Source organism: Chthoniobacter flavus Ellin428, from assembly GCF_000173075.1.
Classification (GTDB): domain Bacteria; phylum Verrucomicrobiota; class Verrucomicrobiia; order Chthoniobacterales; family Chthoniobacteraceae; genus Chthoniobacter; species Chthoniobacter flavus.
Genome location: NZ_ABVL01000011.1, coordinates 118,700 through 143,853, shown reverse-complemented (window position 1 = coordinate 143,853; position 25,154 = coordinate 118,700). Strand labels below are relative to the sequence as shown.

23 protein-coding genes are annotated in these 25,154 nt (G+C 61.0%); 18 read left to right on the top strand and 5 right to left on the bottom strand.

Annotation, left to right across the window (positions count from 1 at the left end):
- Window positions 1-137 precede the first annotated feature (137 nt).
- The 7 genes from CFE428DRAFT_RS18365 to CFE428DRAFT_RS18340 all read left to right on the top strand — a co-directional run bounded on the left by CFE428DRAFT_RS18365 (window position 138) and on the right by CFE428DRAFT_RS18340 (window position 5,368).
- A complete protein-coding gene (locus tag CFE428DRAFT_RS18365) occupies window positions 138-773 on the top strand; it encodes a YiiX/YebB-like N1pC/P60 family cysteine hydrolase (protein WP_006981126.1) in 636 nt (211 codons plus the stop codon).
- A gap of 104 nt (window positions 774-877) precedes the next feature.
- Window positions 878-1,348: a serine hydrolase domain-containing protein gene (locus CFE428DRAFT_RS35880; RefSeq protein WP_006981125.1), complete on the top strand. Its 471-nt coding sequence runs from the start codon at window positions 878-880 to the stop codon at window positions 1,346-1,348.
- Window positions 1,341-2,039: a serine hydrolase gene (locus CFE428DRAFT_RS35100; protein WP_006981124.1), complete on the top strand. Its 699-nt coding sequence runs from the start codon at window positions 1,341-1,343 to the stop codon at window positions 2,037-2,039. The genes CFE428DRAFT_RS35880 and CFE428DRAFT_RS35100 overlap by 8 nt, the downstream gene beginning before the upstream one ends.
- The gene (locus tag CFE428DRAFT_RS18355) at window positions 2,036-2,482 is read left to right on the top strand and encodes a YiiD C-terminal domain-containing protein (RefSeq protein WP_006981123.1); all 447 of its coding nucleotides are present in this window, start codon (window positions 2,036-2,038) and stop codon (window positions 2,480-2,482) included. Before CFE428DRAFT_RS35100 ends, CFE428DRAFT_RS18355 begins: the two co-directional genes overlap by 4 nt.
- A gap of 219 nt (window positions 2,483-2,701) precedes the next feature.
- Entirely contained in the window at window positions 2,702-3,337 is a 636-nt protein-coding gene (locus CFE428DRAFT_RS18350) for a hypothetical protein (RefSeq protein ID WP_131989722.1), read from the top strand.
- Window positions 3,334-3,912, top strand: coding sequence for a prepilin-type N-terminal cleavage/methylation domain-containing protein (locus CFE428DRAFT_RS18345; protein ID WP_006981121.1), 579 nt, complete (start codon window positions 3,334-3,336; stop codon window positions 3,910-3,912). Before CFE428DRAFT_RS18350 ends, CFE428DRAFT_RS18345 begins: the two co-directional genes overlap by 4 nt.
- Window position 3,913: 1 nt before the next feature.
- Window positions 3,914-5,368, top strand: coding sequence for a DUF7305 domain-containing protein (locus CFE428DRAFT_RS18340; RefSeq protein WP_006981120.1), 1,455 nt, complete (start codon window positions 3,914-3,916; stop codon window positions 5,366-5,368).
- A gap of 40 nt (window positions 5,369-5,408) precedes the next feature.
- Here CFE428DRAFT_RS18340 and CFE428DRAFT_RS40540 read toward each other — a convergent pair whose 3' ends face one another.
- The gene (locus CFE428DRAFT_RS40540) at window positions 5,409-5,531 is read right to left on the bottom strand and encodes a hypothetical protein (RefSeq protein ID WP_272941126.1); all 123 of its coding nucleotides are present in this window, start codon (window positions 5,529-5,531) and stop codon (window positions 5,409-5,411) included.
- A 353-nt stretch (window positions 5,532-5,884) separates the two neighbouring features.
- Here CFE428DRAFT_RS40540 and CFE428DRAFT_RS33960 point away from each other — a divergent pair, with 353 nt between their 5' ends.
- From CFE428DRAFT_RS33960 to CFE428DRAFT_RS18295, 9 genes are all read left to right on the top strand, one after another.
- Window positions 5,885-7,510, top strand: coding sequence for a sensor histidine kinase (locus CFE428DRAFT_RS33960; RefSeq protein WP_006981119.1), 1,626 nt, complete (start codon window positions 5,885-5,887; stop codon window positions 7,508-7,510).
- 6 nt (window positions 7,511-7,516) lie between these two features.
- Complete coding sequence (locus tag CFE428DRAFT_RS18330) at window positions 7,517-7,966, top strand: response regulator (RefSeq protein ID WP_006981118.1); 450 nt, start codon at window positions 7,517-7,519, stop codon at window positions 7,964-7,966.
- On the top strand, window positions 7,963-8,712 hold the full coding sequence (locus CFE428DRAFT_RS18325; RefSeq protein WP_006981117.1) for a sensor histidine kinase: 750 nt from the start codon (window positions 7,963-7,965) through the stop codon (window positions 8,710-8,712). The genes CFE428DRAFT_RS18330 and CFE428DRAFT_RS18325 overlap by 4 nt, the downstream gene beginning before the upstream one ends.
- 2 nt (window positions 8,713-8,714) lie before the next feature.
- Entirely contained in the window at window positions 8,715-11,372 is a 2,658-nt protein-coding gene (locus tag CFE428DRAFT_RS18320; RefSeq protein ID WP_006981116.1) for a hybrid sensor histidine kinase/response regulator, read from the top strand.
- Entirely contained in the window at window positions 11,369-12,019 is a 651-nt protein-coding gene (locus CFE428DRAFT_RS18315) for a response regulator (protein ID WP_006981115.1), read from the top strand. Before CFE428DRAFT_RS18320 ends, CFE428DRAFT_RS18315 begins: the two co-directional genes overlap by 4 nt.
- Window positions 12,020-12,336: 317 nt before the next feature.
- Complete coding sequence (locus CFE428DRAFT_RS18310) at window positions 12,337-12,870, top strand: type IV pilus modification PilV family protein (protein ID WP_006981114.1); 534 nt, start codon at window positions 12,337-12,339, stop codon at window positions 12,868-12,870.
- A 17-nt stretch (window positions 12,871-12,887) separates the two neighbouring features.
- Window positions 12,888-13,451, top strand: coding sequence for a PulJ/GspJ family protein (locus tag CFE428DRAFT_RS18305; RefSeq protein ID WP_042725275.1), 564 nt, complete (start codon window positions 12,888-12,890; stop codon window positions 13,449-13,451).
- A 13-nt stretch (window positions 13,452-13,464) separates the two neighbouring features.
- Window positions 13,465-15,012 carry a DUF7305 domain-containing protein gene (locus CFE428DRAFT_RS18300; protein ID WP_131989723.1) on the top strand — a complete coding sequence of 516 codons (1,548 nt, stop codon included), beginning with the start codon at window positions 13,465-13,467 and terminating at the stop codon, window positions 15,010-15,012.
- Between the two features lie 13 nt (window positions 15,013-15,025).
- Window positions 15,026-16,384 carry a leucine-rich repeat domain-containing protein gene (locus tag CFE428DRAFT_RS18295; RefSeq protein WP_006981111.1) on the top strand — a complete coding sequence of 453 codons (1,359 nt, stop codon included), beginning with the start codon at window positions 15,026-15,028 and terminating at the stop codon, window positions 16,382-16,384.
- A 321-nt stretch (window positions 16,385-16,705) separates the two neighbouring features.
- Here CFE428DRAFT_RS18295 and CFE428DRAFT_RS18290 read toward each other — a convergent pair whose 3' ends face one another.
- Window positions 16,706-17,125: a secondary thiamine-phosphate synthase enzyme YjbQ gene (locus CFE428DRAFT_RS18290; protein ID WP_006981110.1), complete on the bottom strand. Its 420-nt coding sequence runs from the start codon at window positions 17,123-17,125 to the stop codon at window positions 16,706-16,708.
- Between the two features lie 121 nt (window positions 17,126-17,246).
- Here CFE428DRAFT_RS18290 and CFE428DRAFT_RS18285 point away from each other — a divergent pair, with 121 nt between their 5' ends.
- Window positions 17,247-19,868, top strand: coding sequence for a tetratricopeptide repeat protein (locus CFE428DRAFT_RS18285; protein ID WP_006981109.1), 2,622 nt, complete (start codon window positions 17,247-17,249; stop codon window positions 19,866-19,868).
- 2 nt (window positions 19,869-19,870) lie between these two features.
- Here the strand turns inward: CFE428DRAFT_RS18285 and CFE428DRAFT_RS18280 are convergent, their stop codons facing one another.
- The 3 genes from CFE428DRAFT_RS18280 to CFE428DRAFT_RS18270 form a co-directional block, all read right to left on the bottom strand.
- Window positions 19,871-20,452, bottom strand: a complete 582-nt coding sequence (locus CFE428DRAFT_RS18280) for an NADPH-dependent FMN reductase (RefSeq protein WP_006981108.1) — start codon at window positions 20,450-20,452, stop codon at window positions 19,871-19,873.
- Between the two features lie 120 nt (window positions 20,453-20,572).
- On the bottom strand, window positions 20,573-22,621 hold the full coding sequence (locus CFE428DRAFT_RS18275; RefSeq protein ID WP_006981107.1) for a sulfatase family protein: 2,049 nt from the start codon (window positions 22,619-22,621) through the stop codon (window positions 20,573-20,575).
- A 110-nt stretch (window positions 22,622-22,731) separates the two neighbouring features.
- Window positions 22,732-23,589: an SDR family oxidoreductase gene (locus CFE428DRAFT_RS18270; protein WP_006981106.1), complete on the bottom strand. Its 858-nt coding sequence runs from the start codon at window positions 23,587-23,589 to the stop codon at window positions 22,732-22,734.
- A 283-nt stretch (window positions 23,590-23,872) separates the two neighbouring features.
- Here CFE428DRAFT_RS18270 and CFE428DRAFT_RS18265 point away from each other — a divergent pair, with 283 nt between their 5' ends.
- Window positions 23,873-24,925, top strand: a complete 1,053-nt coding sequence (locus CFE428DRAFT_RS18265; protein WP_006981105.1) for a bifunctional methionine sulfoxide reductase B/A protein — start codon at window positions 23,873-23,875, stop codon at window positions 24,923-24,925.
- Window positions 24,926-25,154: the final 229 nt, after the last annotated feature.

The window sequence follows — 25,154 nt, the reverse complement described above, 5'->3', positions numbered from 1 at the left end:
CGTGAGAATTGGCTCCGTTCCGGGCGGCGCGAACCGGGAAAGTGAACCCGGGCAAGGCTCCATGCGCATCGGGTGAATCTTCATGAAACCTTGCATTCATCAGCATTCGCGGCTAATGGGGCGCCATCCTTCCCTTCATGAAAAGAGCCTCGCTCAGTCCCTCCCGCGCGCCGCGGGCCCAGCTCTGCATTTTCGTACTGGCGATCACGCTCGGCGCCTCGGGAAGCCACGGCGAATACGCGCCGCAGGAGGGAGACGTTGTTTTTCAGTCCCTGCCCCACAATCCCCTCATCGACACCATCGAGGGCTCGACCGGTTCGCCGTTTTCGCACTGCGGGATCCTGCGAAAGGCCGGGGTGATTTGGAAAGTGATCGAGGCGATTGGCCCGGTGAAGGAGACGGACCTCGACGCTTGGGAGAAACAGGGGCGCGACGGGCAGTTCACCGTCTATCGGCTCAAGCCGAGGTACCGCGACAAGATCCCGACGTTCATCACTGCCGCGCAGAGCTACGAAGGGCTGCCCTACGACTACCACTACGAGATGGACGACCGGGCCATCTATTGCTCCGAGTTGATCTACAAAGCGTTTCGGAAGGCGACAGGCGAGGAACTCGGGCATTTGCAAAAGCTGGGCGAGCTGAAATGGCAGCCCTATGCGCCGGTCATCAAACAACTCGAAGGCGGGACGGTGCCGCTCGATCGCGTATTAATCACGCCGCGCAGCGTTTCCGAGGCGCCGCAACTGGAGAAGGTCTTCGAGCAGGCAAAGTAATACGTAGGGCCCACACTGTTCCGCGGGCCGGAGTCCATCATTGGCACGATCGCTGCGGCGGAGTGCGCTTGCCCGCGACGAGGCAACCGCCCACGATATATTCGATGATGGTGCACTCACGTCTCTCCGAACTTTTTGCGGAAAACTTTACGACCCTCGGGGAACTGGGCGCTTCCGTGTGCGCGTGGCACGATGGGCAGGAAATCGTGTCGCTGGCGGGAGGATACAAGGATCGGCAGCACGAGCAGGCGTGGGACGAAAATACCATGGTGCTCTTCTGGTCGGCCACCAAGGGGCTGGCGGCGGCGTGCCTGCTGCACGCCTGCCAGGAACACCACATCGCGCCGGCCACGCCGGTGGCGGAGGTGTGGCCGGAATTTGCCCAGGCGGGAAAAGAACGGGTGACGATCGCGCAGATGCTTTCACATCAAGCCGGTCTCGCGGCGCTGGCGACGCCGGCGCCGGTAATGGATCACGAAGCGGTCGTCGCCGCACTGGGCCGCCTCCGCGCCCGCGTGGCCGCTCGGCGAAGGGCACGGCTATCATCCGCGCACGTTTGGCTTCCTCGTGGATGAAACCTTGCGGCGCATCACCAAGGGGCGGACCTTGCGCGAATACTGGTGCGCGGAATTTGCGGAACCGCTCGGGCTGGAAGTCTGGATCGGTTTACCGCCGGAGCGCGTGCAAGAGCCGGCGTCCATATTCCCAGCGAAGAATTCGCCGCCGAAGGGCGATCCCTTTTACGTGGCCTTTCTCACCCCTTCGTCGCTCACCGCACGGGCCTTTGCTTCGCCGCGCGGATTGCACAGCGTGGCGGCGATGAATGCTCCCGAGGCGCGCGCCGCTTCCTTCGGCGCCTTCGGCGGCGTGGGCACCGCGCGCGGCCTGGCGAAATTCTACGCCATGCTCGCGCAGGGCGGGACCCTCGGCGAGCGGCGCTGGTTCGAGCCGTCGACCCTCGATTGGATGACGACAACGCTCACGCAAGGCCCGGATCGCGTGCTGCTGCTCGAGACCGCGTTCTCCGCCGGCTTCATGCGCGATCCGCTCGACGCCACAGGGCGGAAGATGCGCACGAATTTCGGCCCATCGGTCAAGGCATTCGGACATCCGGGCGCGGGCGGAAGCCATGCTTTTGCCGATCCCGAAAATCGCGTCTCCTTCGCGTTTGTGATGAACCAGATGGAGCCCGGCGTGCTGCCCGGACCGAAGGCATTGCGATTGATCGATGCTCTTTACAACACCCTCGGCGAGGTGGAGCGATGAACAGCGCGGCCGCTCTCGAGAAGTTTCTGCACGAAAAAATCCCACTGACCGTTTCCATGGGCGTGCAAGTGACGGAATGCAACGACCAACAGCTCATTCTGACTGCACCGCTGGAGCCAAACCACAACCATCTGGGAACCGCCTTTGGGGGAAGTCTTCACGCGCTGGCGACGTTAAGCGGCTACGGCCTCTTGTGGTGGCTGTTGCGAGAACCCGAAGCGCACATTGTGATTCGAGAGAGCACGATTCGCTACGAGCGGCCCGTGCACGATGTTTTGCGCGCCGTCTGCTCCAGTCCACCGGCACAGGAGATGGAACGCTTTCGTAAAGATTTCGGCCGCAAGGGAAAAGCCCGGATCGCGTTGGAGGCAGCCATCGTGCAGGACAACGAGATAGCAGCGTATTTTCGCGCTACATTCGTCGCCATCGGAGACCGCTCTTAGGCGGCCTGGCGGGCCACTCCAAAGGCATCCGCCTCCTATTTTCGACTTAAAAACCGCCACACCGGGCGAGGGTTTTTACTGGTTCGGGTATCGGTAGAAGTTCTTTCCGACCATGTTATGGAAAGTATGGGTACTGCTTGTTTTTAACAGACACAAGTGGGCCAATTCATACATACCCGCAGAAACTCCGAAGCTGGATTCACGCTCGTCGAAACGCTCGTGTCTACAGCCGTGGCGCTCTCCGGCCTGGCGGCTGCGGTGCTCCTCAATACCGCCCACTTGCGTCTGGTAAAATCCGGGCGGCAGTCGAATGCCGCCACGCTCAGCCTGCAGGAGCGGGTGGAAGAGATGCGTCTCGGCGATTGGCGGAAGATTACGAATCCCGATTACCTTTCAAACACGCTGCTCGCCGCCCCTCCGCGTTCGGCGGCCCCGCTGGACGCGATCTCGGAGCGCGTAACGATCACGGCGTATCCCGACGCGAGCGCAGCCCAGCAACTGATCGTGGAACGAGAGACAGACGGCCAGCGCGTGACACTGCTCAGTGGCAGCGGTCTGGAAAGCCAGCGCCTGGCGCAAGTGGAGTTTCGGGTGAGTTGGTCGGGCTCAGACGGCCGCCGCCGACTGAGAGCCACGACGACGATGATCTCGAACGGAGGCATCAGCCGCATGAATCTGCCGGGCTTCGGCACCGCAGGTGGCGCGCCGCCTTCGTCCCCTACCCCCGCGCCATCCGGAAGCGGCAGTTCGACGTCTTCATCCACAGCGACGGCGACTCCGACTCCCACACCCACTCCCGCATCCAACAATGGCAATGGTCGCGGCAATGTTGCGGGCAAATCCGGCAAAAAATGAACGCCTCACGCTTCTTCTCCCTGCGTTCACGCCGCCGAGGCTGGACCCTGGCCGAACTCATGGTCGCGATGGCGGTTGCGTCGCTGATGACCGCGGGCCTGATCACAGGATCGATCACGATCCAGCGCAGCTTCATGGCGAGCCGTCACCACATCGAGGCGCAGGCGCAGCAGATGCGGTTGATGGATTACATGACGCTCGATCTGCGCCGGGCGCTGAAAGTAGACACGAGCAACGGTACACTCACCGTCACCATCCCGGACTATTACGATGCGAATGGCGCGCCACGCGACCCGCAGATTTCCGGGGGCCAGGCCGTGTATGGTTCGCAGCCAGTCACGATCCAGTATTACAAATCGGGCGCAACTATCTATCGATGCGCGGGAAACACCCCCACCGCGCTGGCGAGCGACGTGGCGGATTTTCAGCTCACTTTCCTCGATGCCGGCCAAAGCATCCAGATCGGAGTGACCTTTGTGCCCACGTATCAGTTTGCCGGCAACAACACGGAGAATGTGCGCATCGGCACGGCCATCTACACGAACACGCTGTTGCGCAACAAACGCCAATATTAATATGCACCGCGCCTCTGCCCAGTCGGGCTCCACGATCGTCCTCGCCCTCGTCTTTGTCGGTATCCTGCTCGGGATCGGTAGCGTCACGATTTCGGTGCTTCAAAGCCGTTATCGACAGGTCCATCAAAACGCAAGCTGGGAGGAGGCGCTCCTCACCGCGGAAGCGGGGATCGACATCGCGGTAAATGAAATGCGCAAGGAACTCTACGATCCCACCAATGCCTGGAGCGGATGGTCGAACAGCCCGGACGCGACTTCCGCCGCGACGCCCGACCCCACGACAGGGAGCGCCTATTACACCTCAAAAGTTTTCGTGCGCGAAACGGAAGGCGGCCAGCGCTCCTATGCGAAGATCGCAGTGGATGCCCCGTCATTTCTGCGCGACGCCACCGGCGAGCAATGGTATCGAATTCGCTCGCTGGGCGTAGCCGAGGTGCCTGGCGGCGCCGTGGTGGCCGGCGACAAGTTGGACCTGGAATTGCGCAAGTTCGATCTGAACGTCGATCATCGCAGCGGCGAGCGAGTTTTTCGTCCGCAGGCGACCCGGCTGATCGAGGCCATCGTCAAGCCGGTGGGCACCTTTCGTCTCGCTCTTTTCGGCGGACAGACGATCTCGTTAAACAATCATAACGTGGTCGTCGACAGTTACGATTCGCGCGATCCGGCCAAATCCACCAATGGCGTCTACGACCCCGCCAAGCGGCAGCAGAACGGTAACATCGCGACCAATGGCACACTGATCGATGCGGGCGGCGCGCACGTCTACGGTTCAGCCGCGACCAATGGCGGCACCGTGCTCGATGCTACGAATGTCACCGGTGATGTTCGCGACGACTTTTACCAGGAGCTCTTCGCCGTGAATCGGCCCAACGTGACGCCGGACGTAGGCACGCCGACCTACGTCTCGAGCTCCACAACACTGGACGCAAAGGCCGGAGATCCCGCGCAATTTCTCTTGGGCAACGTTCAGCTCTCGGGACAGGACACCCTGCGTATTCGCGGAGCCGCGGATGGCAGCCCGACCTACGCACAGATCGTCGTCACCGGTGACGTCTCGACGAGCGGCCAGGCGTCGATCCAGCTGGATCCCGGTGTGAATCTCCGCATTTTCGTCGCCGGTAACGTGAATATCACCGGCAACGGAATTCTCAATCCCAACTCCGCACTGAATCTGCAAGTCTACGGCATCGACCGCGGAACGAACGCCGACGGTTCGCCGCAAAACCCGGGCACGGTGACCATTGCCGGTAATGGCGGCTTTAGTGGCACCGTGTATGCCCCGACCTATAACGTGACGATGACCGGCGGCGGCAATACGGATAACATCTATGGAGCCTTCATCGGCTGGACGGTTACAATGACAGGCATTCAGGCGGTGCATTATGACGAGGCCCTGGGCGATGGCGGACTCATTTCCGACTATAAAGTCGTGAGCTGGTTTGAGGACGCACGCTGACTGCGCTCTTGATCAGCCACGCTAAAGCGCATCCCAAATTCTAAAAGGATCTGGAGAGTTCCGCCGTGATTTCGCGCGCAAGGGCAAAGCAGGGCTGCAATTCCGCGATCATCGAGCAAAGCGGTGAGGTGGCGGTGCAATTCACGGGAATGTTCGTGGCCATCGGGCCAAGATGCTGAGGCGGGCGGCGAAGTCATCCGTTTGACCAAGTCGTCGAACACAGCGGGCGCGCCGACTGCGGCCAAACATACATAGAATTCCGGACAAACGTACCGCCACGTCTCACAATTGCTACGTCTTCCCCGATGCTTCTTTGACTTTTCCATACTCCGCTGTCTCCCAGCTTGATAACATAATTTTACCGTTGTTAACGGCGAAAATCCCGGCAATATCATCCTGTTCGAGGAAGCCCTTGTATGTCCTTTGTGGAGTCATGTCGGGTCTCGCTGAAGGTTTTTCCGCAACGACGGCGCTGCGGCCCGAGAGACTGCCCCTAACTCCTCCTATCTTCCCCCTATGATCGAAGCATTCCTCTCTTTCCTTTCCGGGAACGGTTTCATGCCGCATGGTCATTGCTATCTGTGGACGAAGCAGCTGATCGAACTCCATGTCATCTCCGATGGGTTCATCGCCCTAGCCTATTTCTCGATCCCACTCACGCTGGGATGGTTTGTCCGCCGACGTCGTGACATCGACTTCGGTTGGATGTTCATCCTCTTCGGCATCTTCATCCTGGCCTGCGGCATGACCCATTTCATGGAGGTCTGGAACATCTGGCACTCCAACTATTGGCTCTCAGGGTCGATCAAGGCACTGACCGCCATCACCTCGGTTCCCACGGCCATTCTGCTGACGCGGCTCATGCCGCAGGCGCTGCTGGTGCCCAGCCCGAAGCAATTGCAGGTCATCAATCGCACCCTGGAAGACGAAGTGCAGACCCGCCGCACCGCCGAGGAAAAGCTGCGGGAATTGAACGTGGAACTGGAAAGCCGCGTCGCGAGCCGGACCGCGGACCTGGAAGCCGCGAACGCAGAATTGCGCCGACTGCTCGAGGAGCAAAGACGCACCGAGGAGGCACTCGCACAGCTCGCCATCATCGTCCAATCTTCCGGCGACGCGATCATCAGCAAGGATATCGACGGCAAGATCACGAGCTGGAATCCCGGTGCGGAACGCACCTTCGGCTACAGCGCGCAGGAGGCCATCGGCCAATCCATGGCCATCATCTTTCCCCCGGAAAAGATGGACGAGGAACCGCAGATCCTCGAACGCATCCGTCTGGGCGAAGTGATCGGCCACTTCGAAACCGAGCGTTTGCGCAAAGGTGGCGCGCGGCTCGATGTCTCCGTGAGCGTTTCGCCGATTCGCGACATCTCGGGAAACATCATCGCCTCCTCCACAATCGCGCGCGACATCACCGAAAGCAAACAGGTCGAAGGGCAAATGCGCAAGATGATGACTGCGCTCGAGCGCAGCAACCAGGAGCTCGGGCAATTTGCCTACGTCGCCTCGCATGATCTCAAAGAACCGTTGCGTGCGGTGACGAGTTGCGTGCAACTCCTGCGCAAGGGTTACGGCGACAAGCTCGACGGGCGCGGGGTGGAATTCATCGATCACGCGGTCGACGGCGCCAAGCGCATGCAGCAGCTCATCGATGGCCTGCTCTCCTTTTCGCGGCTCGAGCAACAGGAGTCCGAGCTCCAGCTCGTGAACCTTTCCGCCCCGGTGCAACACGCTTGCGAAAACCTGGAGACCTCCATTGCGGAAGGCAACGTCCAGGTTCATGCCGGCGCTCTACCGACTTTGAAATGCCACACCTCGCAAATGGTGCAGCTCTTCCAAAACCTGATTGGCAACGCGGTCAAGTTCCGCCGCGACCAGGCTCCCGAAGTGTGGATCGACGCCGAGCGCAAAAACGGCGACTGGCTGTTCTCCGTGCGGGACAACGGCATCGGCTTCGAGCCGGAATTCAACGAACGCATCTTCGGTCTCTTCCAGCGACTGCACACGCGGCGCAAATACAGCGGCACCGGCATCGGCCTCGCCATCTGCAAGAAGATCGTGGAGCGCCACCAAGGTCGTATCTGGGCGGAATCCCAACCGAATCATGGCACGACATTTTTCTTCACCCTTCCCGACTAAATCACCATGACCCTACCCATCCACGGCGCCGTGGACATTCTTCTTGTCGAAGATAGCCCCACCGATGCGCTCATCACTCGCGAAGCTCTCACCCAGGCGCGGGTGCTCAATCGTCTGCATCACGTCGAAGACGGCTACGAGGCGCTGGAATTTCTGCGCCGCCAGGGAGCGCACGCCGAGGCTCCTCGTCCCGGCTTGATCCTGCTCGATCTCAACCTTCCAAAAAAGAGCGGCCTCGATGTGCTCACGGAAATCAAATCCGATCCCAATCTGCAGACCATTCCCGTCGTCGTCCTGACCACCTCGCGGGCCACCGTCGAAGTCGATGCCGCCTACCGGCAACACGCGAACTGTTTCATCACCAAGCCCGTCGAATTCGAAGACATGGCGCGCTGCATTTGCGCGCTGGAAAATTTCTGGTTTTCGATCGTCACCCTGCCGCCTCCCGCGAAATGAAAATGCCCGCCGACGAGTCCGACGTGGGGGCTGTGGCCGTACCCGACCGGAGAGATGAGGACCTCAAGCTCCTCGGCAGTGCGCTGTCGCACGATCTCGACGGCTCAGTCCGCGGCGTGAAGAGTCTATCCACCATCATCCTCAACCGCTTCGGCGCGCAATTGGATGACGAAGGCCGCGCCATGATGCGACTCCTCGGCAGTGAGGCCGAACGCGCCAATCGATTGCTCGATGGGCTGACGGACTGGCTGACCTATGCCCAGCAGCCGTTGACCCCAGCCTGGCAGGACACTTCGCGCATTGCCCGCGAAGCTTTCGGCACCGCCTCCGCGAGCGCCCGGGAACGCAAGATCGAGTTCGAGGTACCCAGCCTGCCCCGCGTTTGGAGTGACGAACTGGCCCTGCGCAAAGCGTTGCACGAACTGCTGGCCAACGCGGTCAAATTCACCGCGCGGCAAGCCACGGCCCACGTCACGATTGCCGCGCAGGAAAGCGATGGAGAGATTGTGCTCACCGTGGGCGACAACGGCGCCGGCTTCGAAATGGAGCACAGCAACCAACTCTACCGGCTCTTCCGCCGCATGCATCGCAAACAGGAATTTCCGGGCGAAGGCGCCGGCCTGGCCATCGTGCGCGAAATCATGCAACGGCACGGCGGAAGGGTCTGGGCCGACGCCAGGGTCGACGAGGGCGCCACCTTTTATCTCGCCTTCCCCAAGCCGGCGGAGGAGGACGCCGCCACCTAGCCATGCCGGACGCTCCCATTCGCATCCTGCTGGTCGAAGATTCGCCGACGGACGCTCTGCTCATCGAGCACGAGCTGAAGAACGGTGGATTTGACGTGGCCATCACGTGCGTGGAGAGCGAGTCGGATATTCGGGCCGAATTGTTGCGCGAGCACGACCTCGTCATGGCGGACTATTCACTACCCGGCTTCACCGCCATGGACGTGCTGGATTGGTTCCGGCAGAGCGGCGCCGATGCCCCTTTCGTCCTGGTGTCCGGCACGATCGATACCGAGACGGCCGTGAACTCGATGCGGCGCGGTGCGGCCGATTATATCTTGAAGCGCAATCTCGCCGCGCTTCCCGGCGCCGTGCATCGCGCGCTGGAGCGACAAAAGCTCCGGCGGGAAAAGCGCATCGCCGAGGAGAAAGTCGGCTTCCTCGCGAGCATGCTCAACCTCGCGCAGGACGCCATCATCGTCTGCGATTTCGATCGCTACCAGATCCAGTATTGGAACAAGGGCGCGGAAAAACTCTACGGATGGACCGCGGCTGACGTCATGGGCCAGGACATTCACGAGTTCATCCTTCCCGACAAGATGGAAGCCTGCGAGATGCTCAAGGCACTCGTCCGGCACGGCGAATGGAATGTGGAAGCTTATCGTGTGCGACGCGATGGAGAGCAAATCGCCGTCAGCGAGCGCGCCACCCTGGCCCGCGACCCGGATGGAAACCCCAGCGCGATTCTTTTCATCCATCACGACATCACCGCCCGCAAACGTGCCGAAGAGCAGATCCGCTACCAGGAAGCGCTCATCCGCGAGACGGGGGAGATCGCGCGCATCGGCAGTTGGGAATTCAATTTCCTCACCCGCAAGATCTACTGGACCTCGGAAGTGGCGCGCATTTTCGAACTCCCCACAGACACGCCGCCCGACGTGGGGTTGGGCTTCCGTCTTTTCTCGCGCGAACATTTGCGCAGGATCCGTGACGCGGCGAAAGCGGCCATGGGCAGCGCGATCCCCTTCGACCTGGAAGCGGAAATCATCACCGCGAACGATCGCCAAAAGTGGGTGCGCATGGTCGGCCACCCGGTCATCGAGAATCAAAGCATCGCTCGTGTCCGCGGCATCCTGCAGGACATCACCGCGCGCAAGGAAAACGAGAAGCAGCTTCACGACCAGGCGCGCCTGCTGGATTTCACCACCGACGCGATCATCGTCTCCGATTTCACGACGAGCGAAATACTCTATTGGAATCAAGGCGCGGAACGCATGCACGGCTGGACCGCCGCAGCGGCCATGGGCCGACCCGCGTGCGAGTTGTTGTCCTTGAGCAAGGACGCCGTGGAAGAAATTCTGCGCGAGGTGAGTCTGCACGGCGAATGGAGCGGCGAACTCCGCGAGCGGACCAAGGACGGACGCGAGATCATCGTCAGTTCACGCGCGACCCTCATCCGCGACGACGCGGGCCTGCCCAAGTCGATCCTATCGCTGCACAGCGATGTCACCGAGCAAAAGGTGCTCGAGTCGCAATTCCTCCGCGCGCAGCGCATCGAAAGTGTCGGCACGCTGGCCAGCGGCGTTGCCCACGACCTCAATAACATCCTTTCGCCGATCATCCTGGCCACGCCCTTGCTGGTGGAAGAGATGTCGGACGAGGCCCGGCGGTCCATCGTTCAAACCGTTCAGACCAGCGCGCGGCGCGGGGTGGAAATCGTCCGGCAACTGTTGACCTTCGCTCGCGGAGTCAGGGTGGAGCGAATGCCCGTGAATTGCGAAAATCTCATCGCCGAAATCGTCTCGATCGCGGAGGAAACTTTCCCGAAATCGATCGCCATCACGGTAAAGGCCAAACCCGGTCTGTGGACGGCCTTGGGCGATGCCACGCAACTTCAGCAGGTGCTGCTCAATCTGGCGATCAACGCCCGCGACGCCATGCCCTCGGGCGGTTCGCTGAATATCCTCGCCCGGAATTTCCTGGTCGACGACAGCTTCGCCAGCATGACCCCAGGCGCGAAGACCGGTGCGTACCTGCTCCTGCAGGTCTCGGACACTGGCACCGGAATTTCCAAGGCGATCATCGACAAAATTTTCGACCCCTTCTTCAGCACGAAAGAAGTCGGCAAAGGCACCGGCCTCGGCCTTTCCACCGTCGTCGGCATCGTCAAGAGCCACGGTGGTTTTGTGAATGTGGAGAGCGAACCAGGCCGCGGCACCACGTTTAAAGTTTTCATCCCGGCATCCGGTGCCGAAAGCGCGTCCCTGCACGATCCCGAGGAGGACTTGCCGCCCCCGGGCGGCCGCGGCGAGACGATCCTGCTGGTGGACGATGAACCGAACATCCGCGGGGTCGCTGAGTTGATCCTGCAACAGGCCGGCTATCAGGTCGTCCTGGCCGCGGATGGCACCCAGGCAATTGCCCGTTACGCGGAGCGCCGGAGCGAGATCAAGCTGGTCATCACCGATGCGGTCATGCCGTTTCTGGATGGCATCGCGTTGACCCGCGCGTTGCGCATTCTCGATCCGGATATCAAGGTCATCGGCACCTCCGGAAACAGCGACGACCAGCGTTCAGCGGAGATGAAAGGACTCGGGCTCGCGGCCTTTCTCACGAAGCCTTACGACAAACATACTTTGCTCATGACGCTCCACCAAGCCCTGCATCACCCTCCATCGTGAGACCGATTCGCATTCTTCTCGTCGACGATCACGCCGTGGTCCGCAATGGCGTCCGTTTTGTGATCGAAAAGCAGCCGGGCTGGGAAATCTGCGGTGAAGCGCAGACCGGCCGCGAAGGCGTGACCGCCGCCAAGGAACTCAAGCCCGACGTGGTCATCCAGGACATCACGCTCCCGGAATTGAGCGGCATGGAAGTGCTACGGCAGGTCAAAAAGGCGTTGCCGGACACAGAGGTCATCATGTTCACCGCACATGAGATGGAAGATCTCGTGCACCAGGTTTTCGACGCGGGCGGCCGCAGTTATCTGCTGAAGACCGATGATCCGTCGCACCTCATCGAAGCGATTCGGGCGGCTGCCGAGCACAAGGCCTACTTCACGCCGCGAGTTTCGCAGATCATTCTCCGCCGGTTGCAAAGCGGCTCCATGGGCGAACGTCCCGCGCCGGGCAACAGCCTCACCAGCCGCGAACGCGAAGCGGTGAAATTCATCGCCGAGGGTCGGACAAACAAGGAGCTCGCCGATGTCCTTGGGGTAAGTCTGCGCACCGCGGAAAGCCATCGCGCCGCGGTCATGCAGAAGCTCGGCCTGAAAACCATCGGCGAATTGATCCGCTATGCCCTGCGAAACGGGATCATCGAGCCGTAAGGCGGTGAGGCCATTTTTGTAGCGGCGGGCAGTTCCCCCCGAACGGCATAGGAGGAATGGGAAGGATAGGAATGATAGGAATCCTATACGTCCTATTCTTCCTATTCCTCCTATCCCGTCGACGTCTCCAGAACCGCCGCCACAGTGAAAAGTCACCCTTCGATCGCTATGACGTCGCCTGGACGTCAGGGTTTTCCCTGAAAAAACCGCGGCTAAAATGCGTACCACCCGTAAGGGTGAGGGAGTACGCCCCGTGACGGAGTTCTGCGAGCCGCCGTTCAGACGATTGCATACATCCTGCATCATTTAGGAGGTGTATGGAGGCCCATTTTACACCAGTCCGGAGGCACGCTGAGGCCGGCATCTCGATTGTCGAGGTGCTGGTGGCGACTTGTGTCATGGCGATTGGCTTTATCGCGGTGTGGACTTCCGCCGGACAATGCATCCGTTTCGCCCAATCGCACCGGGAGACCATCGCCGCGACGGAGACCCTCATGCGCCGCGTGGAAGACTGCCGGGCCGCCGGCTGGAACACGATCGTCAGCGCCGACAGCATCAAGGCCGATATCCTCCAGTCGCCCGCGGCCGATGGCAGCTACCTCAACAATCTCGAGGAACAGATCACCGTCACCCCCTATCCCGCCGTGACCCCGGCCCCGACGCCGATCGTCGTCCAGCGCCATTCCAATGGTCTCGTCGAGATCATCTCCCAACCCACCGCCGGCCTGTACCTCCGCTCTCTTCTCGCCGTGCGTGCCGATCTTCAGGTGACCTGGACGAGCGACCACGACGCGCGCCGGCGCCAGCGGATGTATTCCACCGTCATCTCCATGGAGGGCCTGCTGCGATGAGAGCGCGCCTCTCAAATATGAAACGCGCTTGCCGGGCGACAGCCGGCATCACGCTGGTCGATCTCCTCTGCGCCACGGGGCTCATCGCCATCGCCATGGGCGCGGCCTTGATCACCTTCGTCGGTGTCCAGCGCAGCCTCGCCACCTCACTCTACCAGGTGAATGCGCAGAACGATCAAAACCGCGTCTTCGCCTATCTCCGGCGCGATCTGCGCGGCGCGTCCAATGTGCAAATCACCGCGCAAGGCACGCAAATCACCATCACCGTGCCGACGCAAGCCGCCCCGACCCTCAATATCAACCTCGGTCTCTCGCTGCTCTCCCTGCTTGGCCCCTCACAAACGCCGGGGGCGACCAATACCATCCGCTACTATCGCCAGGGTACGAGCATCATCCGTGAATTGAACGGCACCCCAACCGGACTCTCGACCTCGGCCACGGCGTTTCAAGTGCGCCTCCATGGCTCGCTGGTCGAGATCGATGCCTCTTTTCAGCCGCGCTACTCGTTCGGCAGCCATCCCACCTCGACGGCTGCCACGACGTTCTCCGGCTACGTCCACCTGCTCGACGCCGCCCAGTAGTCTCATGAACACGATGTCCCTCCGTCGCCCTGCCGAACGCGGTCATGCGCTGCTCATGGCCATCGGCATCCTCATGATCCTGGCGCTCATCTCCGGAGCCACGCTCAGCGCGGTGAGCGCGCGCTACAAGACCGCCCTGCGCACTGCAGCGTGGGAGGAATCGCTGCTCGCCGCCGAGTCCGGCGTGGACATGACAATCGCCCAAGTCTCCGGGTTGTTGCCCGACGTGGAGTTGAACAGCAGCGGTGTGTCGCTCGGCACCTCGACGCCATCGCTCGCGCTCGTCACCGGCCTCCGGCTCGAGCCCGGCGGCCTCAACCTCGCCAACGGCTTGACCGTCTCTCTCACGATGGACCCGCTGGTGCACGGCGGAGAAGGCGCGACGACTTCCACTTCCACGGTGAGCATCGATGTCCTCCCGCTCAACCAGGTCCTCAATGGCCAGTTGCTCAGCAACCTCACCGGCCTGCTCTCGGGCAATTCGACGTCCGCGATCAATCTCCTGCGCATCCGCTCCACCGGCACCGTTTACCTCCCGGGTCCAAGCCGCACGTCCGATGTCTCGAAGCTCGACTCGCAGCTCATGCGCCTCGCGCTCGTGCATGATCCGGCCACGGGCAACGCTGTCAGCAAACCCTTCGTCCAGCGGCAGATCGAAGTGCTGCTCAAGCCGGTGTTTCCCTTCGAACACGGCGTCGCCACCGATGGCCTCATCAACGCGCCGAACAGTTCGAATTTCGACAGCTTCAATTCCGCCAGCCCGCTGGCCAGCACCTGGGGCCTCTACGATTCCTCAAAGCGCCGCTCGAACATCGAAGTCTCGACCAACAGCTCGAGCATCACGCTCGGTGGCACCGTTTATGGCAACGTCCTGACCGACGGTTCGACTCTCGCAAAATCCGCGCAGATCACCGGCACGGTGAATGACAGCTACTTCCGCTCGCTGCCCTCCGTGAAAGGGCCAACGTGGACGGCGACCCCGACCACCGTCAGCGGCTCGAAGTCGGTCACCGCCGGCGCCCTGCTTTCGCCCGCGCAATATCAATTCAACTCCGTGAACGGCACGCTCCACGTGCAAGCCAATGTGCTCGGCAGCCTGGGCGGCCTCGGCGGGCTGCTCGCACAACTCCCCGTGGTCGGCAGCGTGGTCAGCTCGGAAGCCGATATTTATGTTACCGGTGATTTCTCGGGAAACATCATCGTCGATCCGGGCGTGAAGGTACGCCTCTACGTGCAAGGCAATCTCACCTGCACGGCCAACCAATTGCAGAACAACAGCCAGCGCGCTTCCGAACTGCAAATCCTTGGCGTTCCCTCCACGGACGGCGCAACTCACACCATCAGCATCGACACCACCGGCAATCCGATCGCCGCCATCTACGCCCCCACGCACAACGTGACGCTCACGGGCAACGGCGACTTTTCCGGAGCCATCACCGCGGCGCAACTGCAGATCCCCGGCAGCGCCAACATCCACTTCGACGAAGAGCTGAGTCTCGAGACGGGCCTCATTCTCGGTTACGAGCTGGTGAGCTGGCAGGAGATCGAAGTCGCGCCTTAATCGGAGAACCCCCATGACCATCACCCTCCCCCATCTGTCCTATCGGAAAATCACGCACTTTTATCCTGTCGCGCTCGCCGCCGCCTGTGCGGCGATCGTCTGGATGGCCGAGCGCAATCACCGGACGCAGGAACAATACGCCACGCTCCAGCATGCGCTGACGAATTACTTCCATTCCGCCCGAAACGACGCCCAGGACGCCTTCGACGCCGGCGATTTCCAACGCGCCGCCGCACTGCTCGATCCCACCGCTTCCGGGACGAAGAGCGATGCCTCCACGCTCTTCCTGCGGGCCCGCTCCCTCGAGTGCCTGGGTTACTTCCGGGAAGCCGCCGACGCCTACACCACGCTGGAGCAGATGCCCGGCAAACATCTCGCCATCCTCCGCGGAAAAGCCTTTTGCCAACGCATGGCCAGCGAGCGCACGCCCAGCCGCATCCCTTCGCGCGAAGTGCTCTACCGTTTGCACGATGAGCTGATGCATCGCGGTGATCCGGCCTCGGCCCGTTTCGTCGCCCGCAAGTTGCTCCCCGACCTGCAACCCCTGCGCGACAGCCTGTTCGCGCTGCTCCACGGATTGGACAGCGACGCGCAACTGACCATCAACAAAGACAGCGGCCTCGTCGACGTCACCATCACCCAATGGAAACCGCAGATGGCCGATCTCCTCCGCGACCTGAAAATCGGTCGCCTGAACCTCGCTCTCTGCAACCTGGAGGACGCCCGCGAACTCGCCGGCCTGGAGATCCACTCGCTCATTCTCAGCGACAGCCGGGTGAACGACCTCACCCCGCTGCGCACCATGCCGCTCCACCAACTCCTGCTCGATCACACCCACACCGCCGATGTGCGCCCGCTGGCCGGCCTCCCGCTGCACGAGCTGAATCTCTCCCACACCATGATCGGCTCCGTGCAGGCGCTCGCCCTCTGCCCGCTGCAAAAGCTCGACCTTTCCCACACCGCCGTGCGCGACATCGAGGCGCTGCGGGGCATGGAATTGCGCGAACTCGATCTCTCGCACACCCACGTCACCGATCTCTCCGCGCTCTCCGGCATGCCGCTCGAGCGCCTCACGCTCAACGACAGTCCCGTCCACGATCTGCGCGGCCTCGCCGGCGCGAAACTGAAATCGCTCTCGCTTGCCGGCACCGCCATCAAAGACCTCGACGCCCTCGCCGGCATGCCGCTCACCGAGCTCGATCTCCGGGGCTGCGAACTTCTTACCGACGTCCAGGCCCTCGCCGACTGCCCGAACCTCGAGCACGTCTATCTCCCACGCCAGATCAAAGTCCCCGCCAACCACTGGCAACTTTCACGCCTCAAATTCATCGAATACGAACGCCACAACGAAACCTCCCTCGCGCGAAAGTAGAGGAACGCTTCCAAAAAGGGGAAAGAGGCCAAACAAAAGGGGTTAAAAGGCAGAGACGCAGCGCGGCAGAGACGCAACCAAATGCCGCACCCATTTAAACGCAGAGGACGCCGAGAACGCAGAGGGCCGCAGAGGAGGGACCACGGATTTCGCGGATTACACGGATTAAAGAAATCGAACCGTCACTGCCTTCAATCCGTGAAATCTGTGAAATCCGTGGTTAAAAAAATACCGCAGGCTGCGTACACTGTTTAGGTTAGCACTGCAGAGGATGGCCAGCGGCGCGTTGTCTTTGGAGTTTGGACCGCCCCCCCTATTATTCTAAACGCCCACGATGGAGACCACGACATTCCGCCGATGCGGCGCGCGGCGATGCTCGAACAAAAAAATCCCCTGCCACGTGCCGAGCAACATCTGCCCTTGGGCAATCGGCACCACCTCGCTCGTGCGCGTCAACACCATGCGCAGATGCGACGGCATATCATCCGGCCCCTCCGCGGTGTGCACGAAATAATCCTGGTCCTCCGGCACCAACCGCTCGAAAAACGCATGCAGATCCGTCCGCGCTGAGGGATCGGCATTTTCATAAATGATGAGACTCGCGCTGGTATGCTGCACAAATACGGTCGCCACACCGGTGGTCACTCCGCTTTTGCGCACGATCCGGTCGACCTCGTTGGTAATCTCGTAAGTACCCTTGCCCTTCGTGGCTACGGACAAAGTTTCGGTGAGAGCTTTCATATGGTTCTATTCAGAAAACCGATGCGACGGCGGGCTCGTCAACCCCGCGCTCGTTGAGCAACCGTCTTGGGACATTTCACGTTCTTGTCCTTTGCCAGGATCAACCGCAACATCCATTCCGATGAACCGCGTCCCTCTCGTTACCCGGATTCTGTGCGCCGCTGCCGTCGCCCTCACGCAATACCACGGCTGGAGCGACGACTCGGCGCTCATGCCATCGCTTCCGCCATTGAAAAACGATCTGGCGCGGGAGCTGTCGGAAGAATCCAAGGCCGCATTGCTGCGAAAAATCACCGCCCTGGAAAAAAACGCCAAGGCCACGCCGAACGATCCTGCCATCCGTTCCCAGCTTGGCGCCGCCTACTTCAAGCTGGGCAGCGGTTATCTCAAGATCGGGAAACCGAAAGAATCCGCCGAGGCTTTTCAAACGGCGGTCGGTTTCACACCAGCGAATGCGGACGCTTGGGAAGGATTGGGCATCAGCCTGAACTCGCTGGACAAAATCAACGAGGCCCTGGAAGCGCTCCAGCACGCGGCGGAGGCCGATTCCAAGTCGTTCGATATCTGCATGCTCCGCGGGGTCACTCTCCTCAGGGCGCGGAAGACTTCCGAAGCGCGAGACACCCTGGCCAAAGCAGTGGAACTCGATCCCGACTCGAAAAACGCCCATGCCATTCTCGGGTTTGTTTATCTGCAGGAAGGCAAACCGCAGGAGGCGGTGGCGGAGTTTGGCCGCGCCCTGAAGATTGCGCCGAATGACTCGGAAACATTAGCCAATCGCGCCATCGCGCTACTGGCCATGCACGACCTGCCGGGTGCCATCGCCGCCACGCAAGGCGCTGTCGCCGCCAATCCCGACAATCTCGCCGCCCGGCGAAACCTCGCGGCCTTCCTCGCCAAAGCTCAGAAGTATGATGAAACGGCGGTTGAGGCGAAGGCGCTCATTGCCCGCCAACCGGCAGACAAAGAGGCGTGGGCACTGCTCGGTGAAGCCGACATCAAACGGGAGCGCTACCCGCAAGGCGTAGAGGAGATGGAAAAAGCCCGGGCGCTCGGTTTCGATTCCCCGGAGGCATCCTTAGAGCTGGCCAACGGCCTGGTCTCCGTTGGCAGACTCGACGACGCGGAAAAAACTCTCACCGGACTCATCTCCGCAAACCCGAAAGATGCCCACGCGCTGGCAGCATTGAGCAATCTCCGCCTCAAGCAAAAGCGCGTGGACGAGAGCAACCGTTACGCCAAGGAAGCGCTCGCCATCGACCCCCAGAATGTCGTTGCCCTTTTAACCCTGGGCAATAATTGCAACACCGCGAATCAACCGGATGAAGCGATTCGCTACGCCCATCAGGCGCTGGCCGCTGATTCCGGGAACTGGCGCGCGTGGGGAGTTATCGGCCTGGCGGAAGAACACCGCAACCGGTCCGCCGAGGCCGTCGCCGCCTATAAAAAGATCACGGAACTCGCGCCGCACCAATTCGGGGGCTGGCAAGGGGTGGCACGATTGTCGAACGACTACTCCGAGGCCTGTTCTGCCGCCGCCAAGTCATTCGAATGCGCTCCAGACGATCCCGCAGAGCAAACGCTTCTGCCGTACACCCAGGCTCGATTGGGAAAATACAGCGACGCCGTCGCCTCCTACGAATCCGCCTTGAGCAAATATCCCGGCAACAAAATGCTCGCCGAAGAATTCAGCAAACTGATCTCCAGTCGGCGGGGCGGCGAGGAGGCCTTGCGAGAGTTCCAGAACCTGGTGAAACAGCGGCCCGACTGGCCGCTTGGTTGGCGGATGGTGGGCTATAATTTCGTGATGCTGGATCGATATTCCGAGGCTGAGGAGGCCATGCAGAAGGCAATCCATCTCGACGAGAAGGATCCCATTTTCCGGAGAGATTTGGGGCTGGTCTATCTCGGACTCTTCCAGACCAAGGATGCCATCCGCTTCGCTAGGAAAGCCGAAGACGCATTTCGGAAGGCCCTGGAGCTCGACCCGAAACTCACGAGCGCCAGTCTTCAGCTTTCCCAGGCGCTTCTGACCCAGCATCGGGCGATTGAAGCTGAGGACTTTTGCCGCAAAGTGATCGACGCGGATGGCAAGTCCGTCCCGGCATGGCAAATCTTGAGCAAAATCCGCAACGAGCGAGGACATTTCCCCGAAGCCGTGCAGGCCATCGAGATGGCGATCCGTCTTGCACCACGGGAGATCTCTTCCTGGAGCACATTGCAGGAATTATACACGCGCCACAAGGATCCGGCGGGACAGGAGAAAGAGTTGAGGCAACTTCTCCATGAACTGCCGAAAACGAGCACAGGGTGGAACTTTCTGGGCGCCCTGTTGATGGGTGAAGGAAAAATCGACGACGCCATCGATGCTGGACGGAGAGCGGTGGAAGTGGATGACAAAGACGCCGTCGCTTGGGACACGCTGGGCTGCGCTCAGAGCAGGGGTGGTCATTTCGAAGAGGCCATGGAGTCCCTGAAAAAAGCGGTTTCCTACCGCCCCATTTTTGGGAATGCGTGGACGACCCTAGGCTATGTCTATCTCCAGTTGGGAAAAATCGATGAAAGCATCGATGCCTGTCAGCATGCTTTGAAGATCAACCCGCAGAACGCGCCCAATCTGCAAAATCTCGCGACAGCCGCTTTCAAAAAAGGAGACACCGGATTGGTCAAGGATGCGTGCGGTCGATTGGAGGAAATCAACGCACCCCTTGCCGCTGAACTACGGCGGAAGTATTTGAAGTAACGCTAGCTTTTCAATTTCCGCGTGAACTCCACCAGCGATTGCGCCAGCGCGGCAAGCTGCTTCGCTTTCCGCTCATCCTTGAGCTTGCCGGAATCTTCAAACGCCTCGTGCGCTTTGGGCACCGTCACTTGCTCGGGAACGACGCACACCCCGATGTTGCCGAGGATCGAACGCACGGTCATGAGACTGCGCATGCCTCCCAGCGCTCCGGGCGAAGCCGAGCAAAGCGCGGCCGTCTTGCCGCGGAAAGCCACGAGATCCGGCTCGTCATCGCTCTCGCTGCGCGAAGCCCAGTCGATGGCGTTCTTCAGTGCGGCGGTGATGGAACTGTTGTATTCCGGCGAAGCGATCAGGAAGCCATCACTTTCGCGCAGCAGCGTCTTGAATTTCTTCGCCCCATCCGGAAGCCCGGTGGAATCCTCGATGTCCTGATCGAAAAGCGGGAGATTGAGCTCCCGGAGATCGACCACCGTGACTTCCGCGCCCGCCGCGCGGGCCGCTTCCGCCGCGATGGTGATGAGCTTCTTGTTGAAGGATCGGGTCCGCAGACTGCCGGCAAAGGCAACGAGTTTTGGTTGGCTCATGCGCTTATCGGAAACGGAATCGAGCGTGCAGGAAAGAAGAAAGAGGCGGCTGTGCCAGCCGCCTCTCTCATTGAGAAAAGTCTCACTCCTCGGGGACCTGCCAAAGCTTGCGCAAGAGCTTCAGCATCGCCGGGTCGTGCTCGGCCAGTTGCTCGCGGGTCGAAGGGATACCAATCGTTGCGGCCGAAAAATGACTCGGGTGCATTCGGCGAAATATTCCCCGCTTCGTTCGTCATCGCATAGGCGGGCTCGAAAGTGTCGGGTCGCCCCGGGCGCAATGAAACGCTCGACCCGGTCGTAACTGCCCGAGGACTTGGCGCGCTCGTAGGCCGCTTTGATCTCCGGGTTGTCGAAACCAAGGACTTGATCGTGGTAGGCGTGCGCCAGTTCGTGCAGCACGAAAACCGGCATGCGCTTCGTCTCCGCCTCGAAGATGCGCACATTCGTCATTTCCACACCCTTCGCCACCAGTGGATCGCGGCCATTGGCGCGCACCCAGTTAATGTCCGGATGATACTCCGCGTGGGGCGCAAAATGCGGATACTCCGGCGAGATCCAGATCGGCACCGTTTGGAGCAGCGCGACGGCCGACGGCGGCATCACGCGGATGATTTCCTTGAGATGCCCCGCGAGCAATTCGACCGCGCGCACCGTGGCCGCGGCCTGATTCTTCAGCAACTCATCGCTAATCAACACCGTCCACCCCTCAATGTGCCGAGTCTGCCGGCCGGTGACGACCATCCGGGGATCCTGCGAGGCCACCAGTTTCGAATCCAGCAACGCGCTCAGATTGGCGCGCGCGCGCGCGAATCGCGGATCTGCCGCCACGTTGTGCAACTCTGCCGGATCGTTTTTCAAATCGTAGAGTTCCTCCTCCGGGTGCAGGCCGCAGGCCATCTCGAAAAAGGGCTTCATCGCCGGCTCGTTGCGGTGCTCGAGCAGGTATTGCTTGGTCGGCGAAGGGTCGATGTTGAAAAGAAACGCGCCCGCGTCCTTCGGCCATTCGCCATTCGTGAAGTTGGTCTTGTGCTCCGAAAACCGCGCCTCTTCCTTGTGCCAGGTCTCCGGATTGTAATTGCGGATGTAGCTGAAACTCGCGTTGCGGATCGCGCGGCACGGATACGGAAACACATGCCGCTCCATACCGGTCAGCACAAAGCGATGCGTGAGGTCCGCGAGGTCGGATTTGCCGCTGGTCAGGATGGGCAGCAATGAGCGCCCGGTCATCGTCTCGGGCGGCATCACGCCAGCCGCGGCGAGGAAGGTCGGTGCGAGGTCGGTGAGGGAAACGAAATCCGTGAGCGTGCGGCCACCCTTGACCTTCGCGCCCCAGCGGATGGCCAGTGGTGCGTGGGTCCCGGTGTCGTAAAGCGTGGCCTTGCAGCGCGGGAAGGGCAGGCCGTTGTCGCCGCTCATCACGACGATGGTATTCTCGAGGTCGCCCGCCTGTTCGAGCAGCGCGAGGATTGCCCGGCAGTCCGTATCGTAACGCTGGGTGCGGAAGAGATAATCGCAGAAATCTTTGCGCGTCGTTTCGTTGTCCGGCAGGCAGGCGGGCAATTTCACCTTCGCCGGGTCGAGGCCGTTTCGTTCGCCTTCCTCGTAGCGATAGGGCCGGTGCGGGTCATCGCAGCCAAACCAAAAGCAGAATGGCTCTCCCGCCCTTTGCTGCTCGTAGAATTCCACGAACGACTTGAACTGCGGCCCGAACGGATCGTGATGGGTGAACTTGTACGGGCTCGGCTCCGCTCCTTTGCCACAAAAGCCAATCCGATATCCCGCGGCGTGCAGCAGGTCGGCATAAGTCGGTTCATTCGCGCGTAGCGAGCCGCCGAGATTTGCGCCATCGCCCAGGCGCCACGGCCACTGGCCGGTGGCGATTGCATTGCGGCTCGGCGTGCAGGAAGGCGAGGCCACGTGCGCGTTGGTAAACATCACTCCCTCGCGCGCCACGCGGTCGAAGGTCGGAGTCTTGATTACAGGATCGCCCAGCGAACTGGCATTCGGCCACGACCAATCGTCGGCCATGAGGAAGAGGATGTTCGGATGGGATGAGTCGGCGGCCCTGGCCACGCCGACGGCGCCGATCATTGCCAGGCTGAGGGCGATGAGCGTGAGGAATTTTCGGCGTTGGGAGCCGTAGGGAGCGTGGGGGAAAACATCCAACATCCAACACCGAACATCCAACATCCAATGGCGCCAGCGCAAGGCAGGAACGCTTTCTGCGATTGGATGTTGGACGTTGAATGTTCGGTGTTGGATGTTGGGCCGCAGGCCTCCTACCCGCCTGCTTCGAACCCGGGATACAGTGTCATGCCACCATCGATGAAGAGCGTCGTGCCGTGGATGTAATCGGCATCGTCGCTCGCCAGCCATGCTACCGCGCGGCCGATTTCGTCCGGTTCGCCGATGCGCTTGTAAGGGATGAGCTTGAGCAGCGCGGCATAGTGCTCGGGCGTGTCCCAGGCTTGGGTATTGATCGGCGTGCGGATGGCGCCCGGCGCGACGGAGTTTACCCGGATGCGCCACGGCGCGACTTCCTGCGCGATGCTCTTCATCATCAGCATCACCCCGCCTTTCGAGGTCGCATAGTTCACGTGACCCGCCCAAGGGATCACTTCGTGCACGGAACTCATGCAAATGATCTTCCCCGCCGCACACGAGATCTCCGGCCGCACACCCCGCGCGCGGAATTCGCGCACTGCCTCACGCGCACACAGAAATTGTCCCGTGAGATTCACGTCGATGACCTTTTGCCACTGCGCAAGCGTCATATCGATGAACGGCGAATCGACCTGCAGCCCCGCGTTGTTCACGAGGATATCCACCGTGCCGAATTCCTTTTTCGCCGCAGCAAACATGCCCTGCACTTCGGCTTCCTTGGACACGTCGGCCTGGACGGCAATCGCGCGGCTGCCTTCGGCGATGATGGCGTCGACACATTCCTGCGCGCCCTTGGTGTCGTGGCCGTAGTTGACGACGACGCTGGCGCCGGCTTTGCCGAGTTCGATCGCCACGGCTTTGCCGATGCCCGAACTCGAGCCGGTGACGATCGCGCTCTGGCCCGCCAGCAGGGCACGCTTGGGCACTCTAGGCAGGATGGGCTCTGGATACTGCGGGTGGGATTGTGGGTCCATGGTGGGTGACGGATTGAATGACATTCGCGCGCGGACCGTGCGTTGCGCTCAGCCCCGTTCTATCGCCACATCCGTTGCGCGACCAATCCACGTTTGGCTGGAGCGGGCTACGAGGAGATCGCTCTGACTCAGCGAAGAAGCCGGCAAAAATGGTTGGACCAAGCTCATGTGAAATTTGCATTCGGGATGAAATCAGGATCGCCCGTCGTTCGTTTCCCTTATCGACAACCAAATGCTATCGTGTGGCCCAAGCCACGCGGAGCTGTTCAATCCACTTCGAACCATGACCAAGCGCACCTTTCTTACGACTACGCTGCTCGGCGGCGTCGGCATTGTGGCCGGCGCGAGATACCTGCGTCCTGACAAAACTTTCACTGCCATGCATACCGACCCCGATGCTTCCACCGTCACCGTTCGCCTCGTCGATGAAAACGGAAAACTAACCGAACCGCTGACCGTCCCGAAGGTCACGATGTCCGATGAGGCATGGGTGGCCCGCCTGACTACCGCGCAATACAACATCACGCGCAGCCATGGCACGGAACAGCGCTTCTGCGGGGTCTTCCACGATAACCACAAGCACGGCCTTTATACCTGCATTGGTTGCGGGCTCCCGCTTTTCCGTTCCGATGCGAAGTTCGACTCCGGCACGGGTTGGCCGAGTTTCTTTCAACCCGTCGCGGATGAAAACCTCGGCAGCACCCGCGATGTGAGCTTCGGCATGGTGCGCAACGAGATCCATTGCGTACGCTGCGATTCTCATCTCGGCCATGTTTTCGAGGATGGCCCCAAACCGACGGGTCTGCGTTTCTGCATCAATTCCGCCGCGCTCGATTTTCAGGAAGACGGCGTGAAGCCGGCGCGTGAAAAGGTCCTCTTTGGCGCGGGCTGTTTCTGGGGTGTCGAAGCGAATTTCGCCAAAGTGCCTGGGGTGACGAACACGCGAGTCGGCTACGCCGGCGGCATTAAGAAGGATGCGACTTACGAGGATGTCTGCTCACACAAAACCGGCCATGCCGAGGTGGTCGAGGTGGAATACGATCCGGCGAAGCTCAGCTTCAGCGCGCTGTTGGATGCGTTTTGGGGAATGCACGATCCCTCCACCAAACAACGCAACGGGCCGGACATCGGCGGCCAGTATCGCTCCGCCATTTTCTTCACCACACCGGAACAGGAAACGGTTGCGCGCGCTTCCGCGGCGCGTCTGGAAAAGAGCGGGAAGCTATTCGGTCCGGTAGCCACGGAGATCTCCCTCGCCGGACCGTTTTACGTCGCAGAGGAGTATCACCAAAAGTACTACGCCAAACACGGCGCGGCGGGGTGCAAGATTCCATAGCCAGGCCGCATCGACTTTCGCTCGAGATACAGGCCCGCAGTCCTTCTATCGCGGAGCGATGCACCTTGCTCCCCAGAACTCTCCTGCGCGACCGCACTTACCGCGTGGCGACCTGCTTCGCATCAAGGAAGGGGACGGGCGTGTCGTTCTCGTGGCAGGGCAACGCGGCGCGGCAGGACAGAGGAGAAGGCAAAGCATCAGAGTCTGAAAAATGCCGTATCTTCCTCAC

What these genes read in the sequence shown, in the direction of transcription:
- CFE428DRAFT_RS18290 (WP_006981110.1), bottom strand. Translation starts at nt 17,125, where the DNA reads ATGAAAGCTCTCACCGAAACTTTGTCCGTAGCCACGAAGGGCAAGGGT.
- CFE428DRAFT_RS18365 (WP_006981126.1), top strand. Translation starts at nt 138, where the DNA reads ATGAAAAGAGCCTCGCTCAGTCCCTCCCGCGCGCCGCGGGCCCAGCTC.
- CFE428DRAFT_RS18320 (WP_006981116.1), top strand. Translation starts at nt 8,715, where the DNA reads ATGCCGGACGCTCCCATTCGCATCCTGCTGGTCGAAGATTCGCCGACG.
- CFE428DRAFT_RS18300 (WP_131989723.1), top strand. Translation starts at nt 13,465, where the DNA reads ATGTCCCTCCGTCGCCCTGCCGAACGCGGTCATGCGCTGCTCATGGCC.
- CFE428DRAFT_RS18345 (WP_006981121.1), top strand. Translation starts at nt 3,334, where the DNA reads ATGAACGCCTCACGCTTCTTCTCCCTGCGTTCACGCCGCCGAGGCTGG.
- CFE428DRAFT_RS18295 (WP_006981111.1), top strand. Translation starts at nt 15,026, where the DNA reads ATGACCATCACCCTCCCCCATCTGTCCTATCGGAAAATCACGCACTTT.
- CFE428DRAFT_RS18275 (WP_006981107.1), bottom strand. Translation starts at nt 22,621, where the DNA reads ATGTTGGATGTTTTCCCCCACGCTCCCTACGGCTCCCAACGCCGAAAA.
- CFE428DRAFT_RS18325 (WP_006981117.1), top strand. Translation starts at nt 7,963, where the DNA reads ATGAAAATGCCCGCCGACGAGTCCGACGTGGGGGCTGTGGCCGTACCC.
- CFE428DRAFT_RS18280 (WP_006981108.1), bottom strand. Translation starts at nt 20,452, where the DNA reads ATGAGCCAACCAAAACTCGTTGCCTTTGCCGGCAGTCTGCGGACCCGA.
- CFE428DRAFT_RS40540 (WP_272941126.1), bottom strand. Translation starts at nt 5,531, where the DNA reads ATGGCCACGAACATTCCCGTGAATTGCACCGCCACCTCACCGCTTTGC.
- CFE428DRAFT_RS33960 (WP_006981119.1), top strand. Translation starts at nt 5,885, where the DNA reads ATGATCGAAGCATTCCTCTCTTTCCTTTCCGGGAACGGTTTCATGCCG.
- CFE428DRAFT_RS35880 (WP_006981125.1), top strand. Translation starts at nt 878, where the DNA reads ATGATGGTGCACTCACGTCTCTCCGAACTTTTTGCGGAAAACTTTACG.
- CFE428DRAFT_RS18265 (WP_006981105.1), top strand. Translation starts at nt 23,873, where the DNA reads ATGACCAAGCGCACCTTTCTTACGACTACGCTGCTCGGCGGCGTCGGC.
- CFE428DRAFT_RS18270 (WP_006981106.1), bottom strand. Translation starts at nt 23,589, where the DNA reads ATGGACCCACAATCCCACCCGCAGTATCCAGAGCCCATCCTGCCTAGA.
- CFE428DRAFT_RS18330 (WP_006981118.1), top strand. Translation starts at nt 7,517, where the DNA reads ATGACCCTACCCATCCACGGCGCCGTGGACATTCTTCTTGTCGAAGAT.
- CFE428DRAFT_RS18305 (WP_042725275.1), top strand. Translation starts at nt 12,888, where the DNA reads ATGAAACGCGCTTGCCGGGCGACAGCCGGCATCACGCTGGTCGATCTC.
- CFE428DRAFT_RS18355 (WP_006981123.1), top strand. Translation starts at nt 2,036, where the DNA reads ATGAACAGCGCGGCCGCTCTCGAGAAGTTTCTGCACGAAAAAATCCCA.
- CFE428DRAFT_RS18340 (WP_006981120.1), top strand. Translation starts at nt 3,914, where the DNA reads ATGCACCGCGCCTCTGCCCAGTCGGGCTCCACGATCGTCCTCGCCCTC.
- CFE428DRAFT_RS18285 (WP_006981109.1), top strand. Translation starts at nt 17,247, where the DNA reads ATGAACCGCGTCCCTCTCGTTACCCGGATTCTGTGCGCCGCTGCCGTC.
- CFE428DRAFT_RS18310 (WP_006981114.1), top strand. Translation starts at nt 12,337, where the DNA reads ATGGAGGCCCATTTTACACCAGTCCGGAGGCACGCTGAGGCCGGCATC.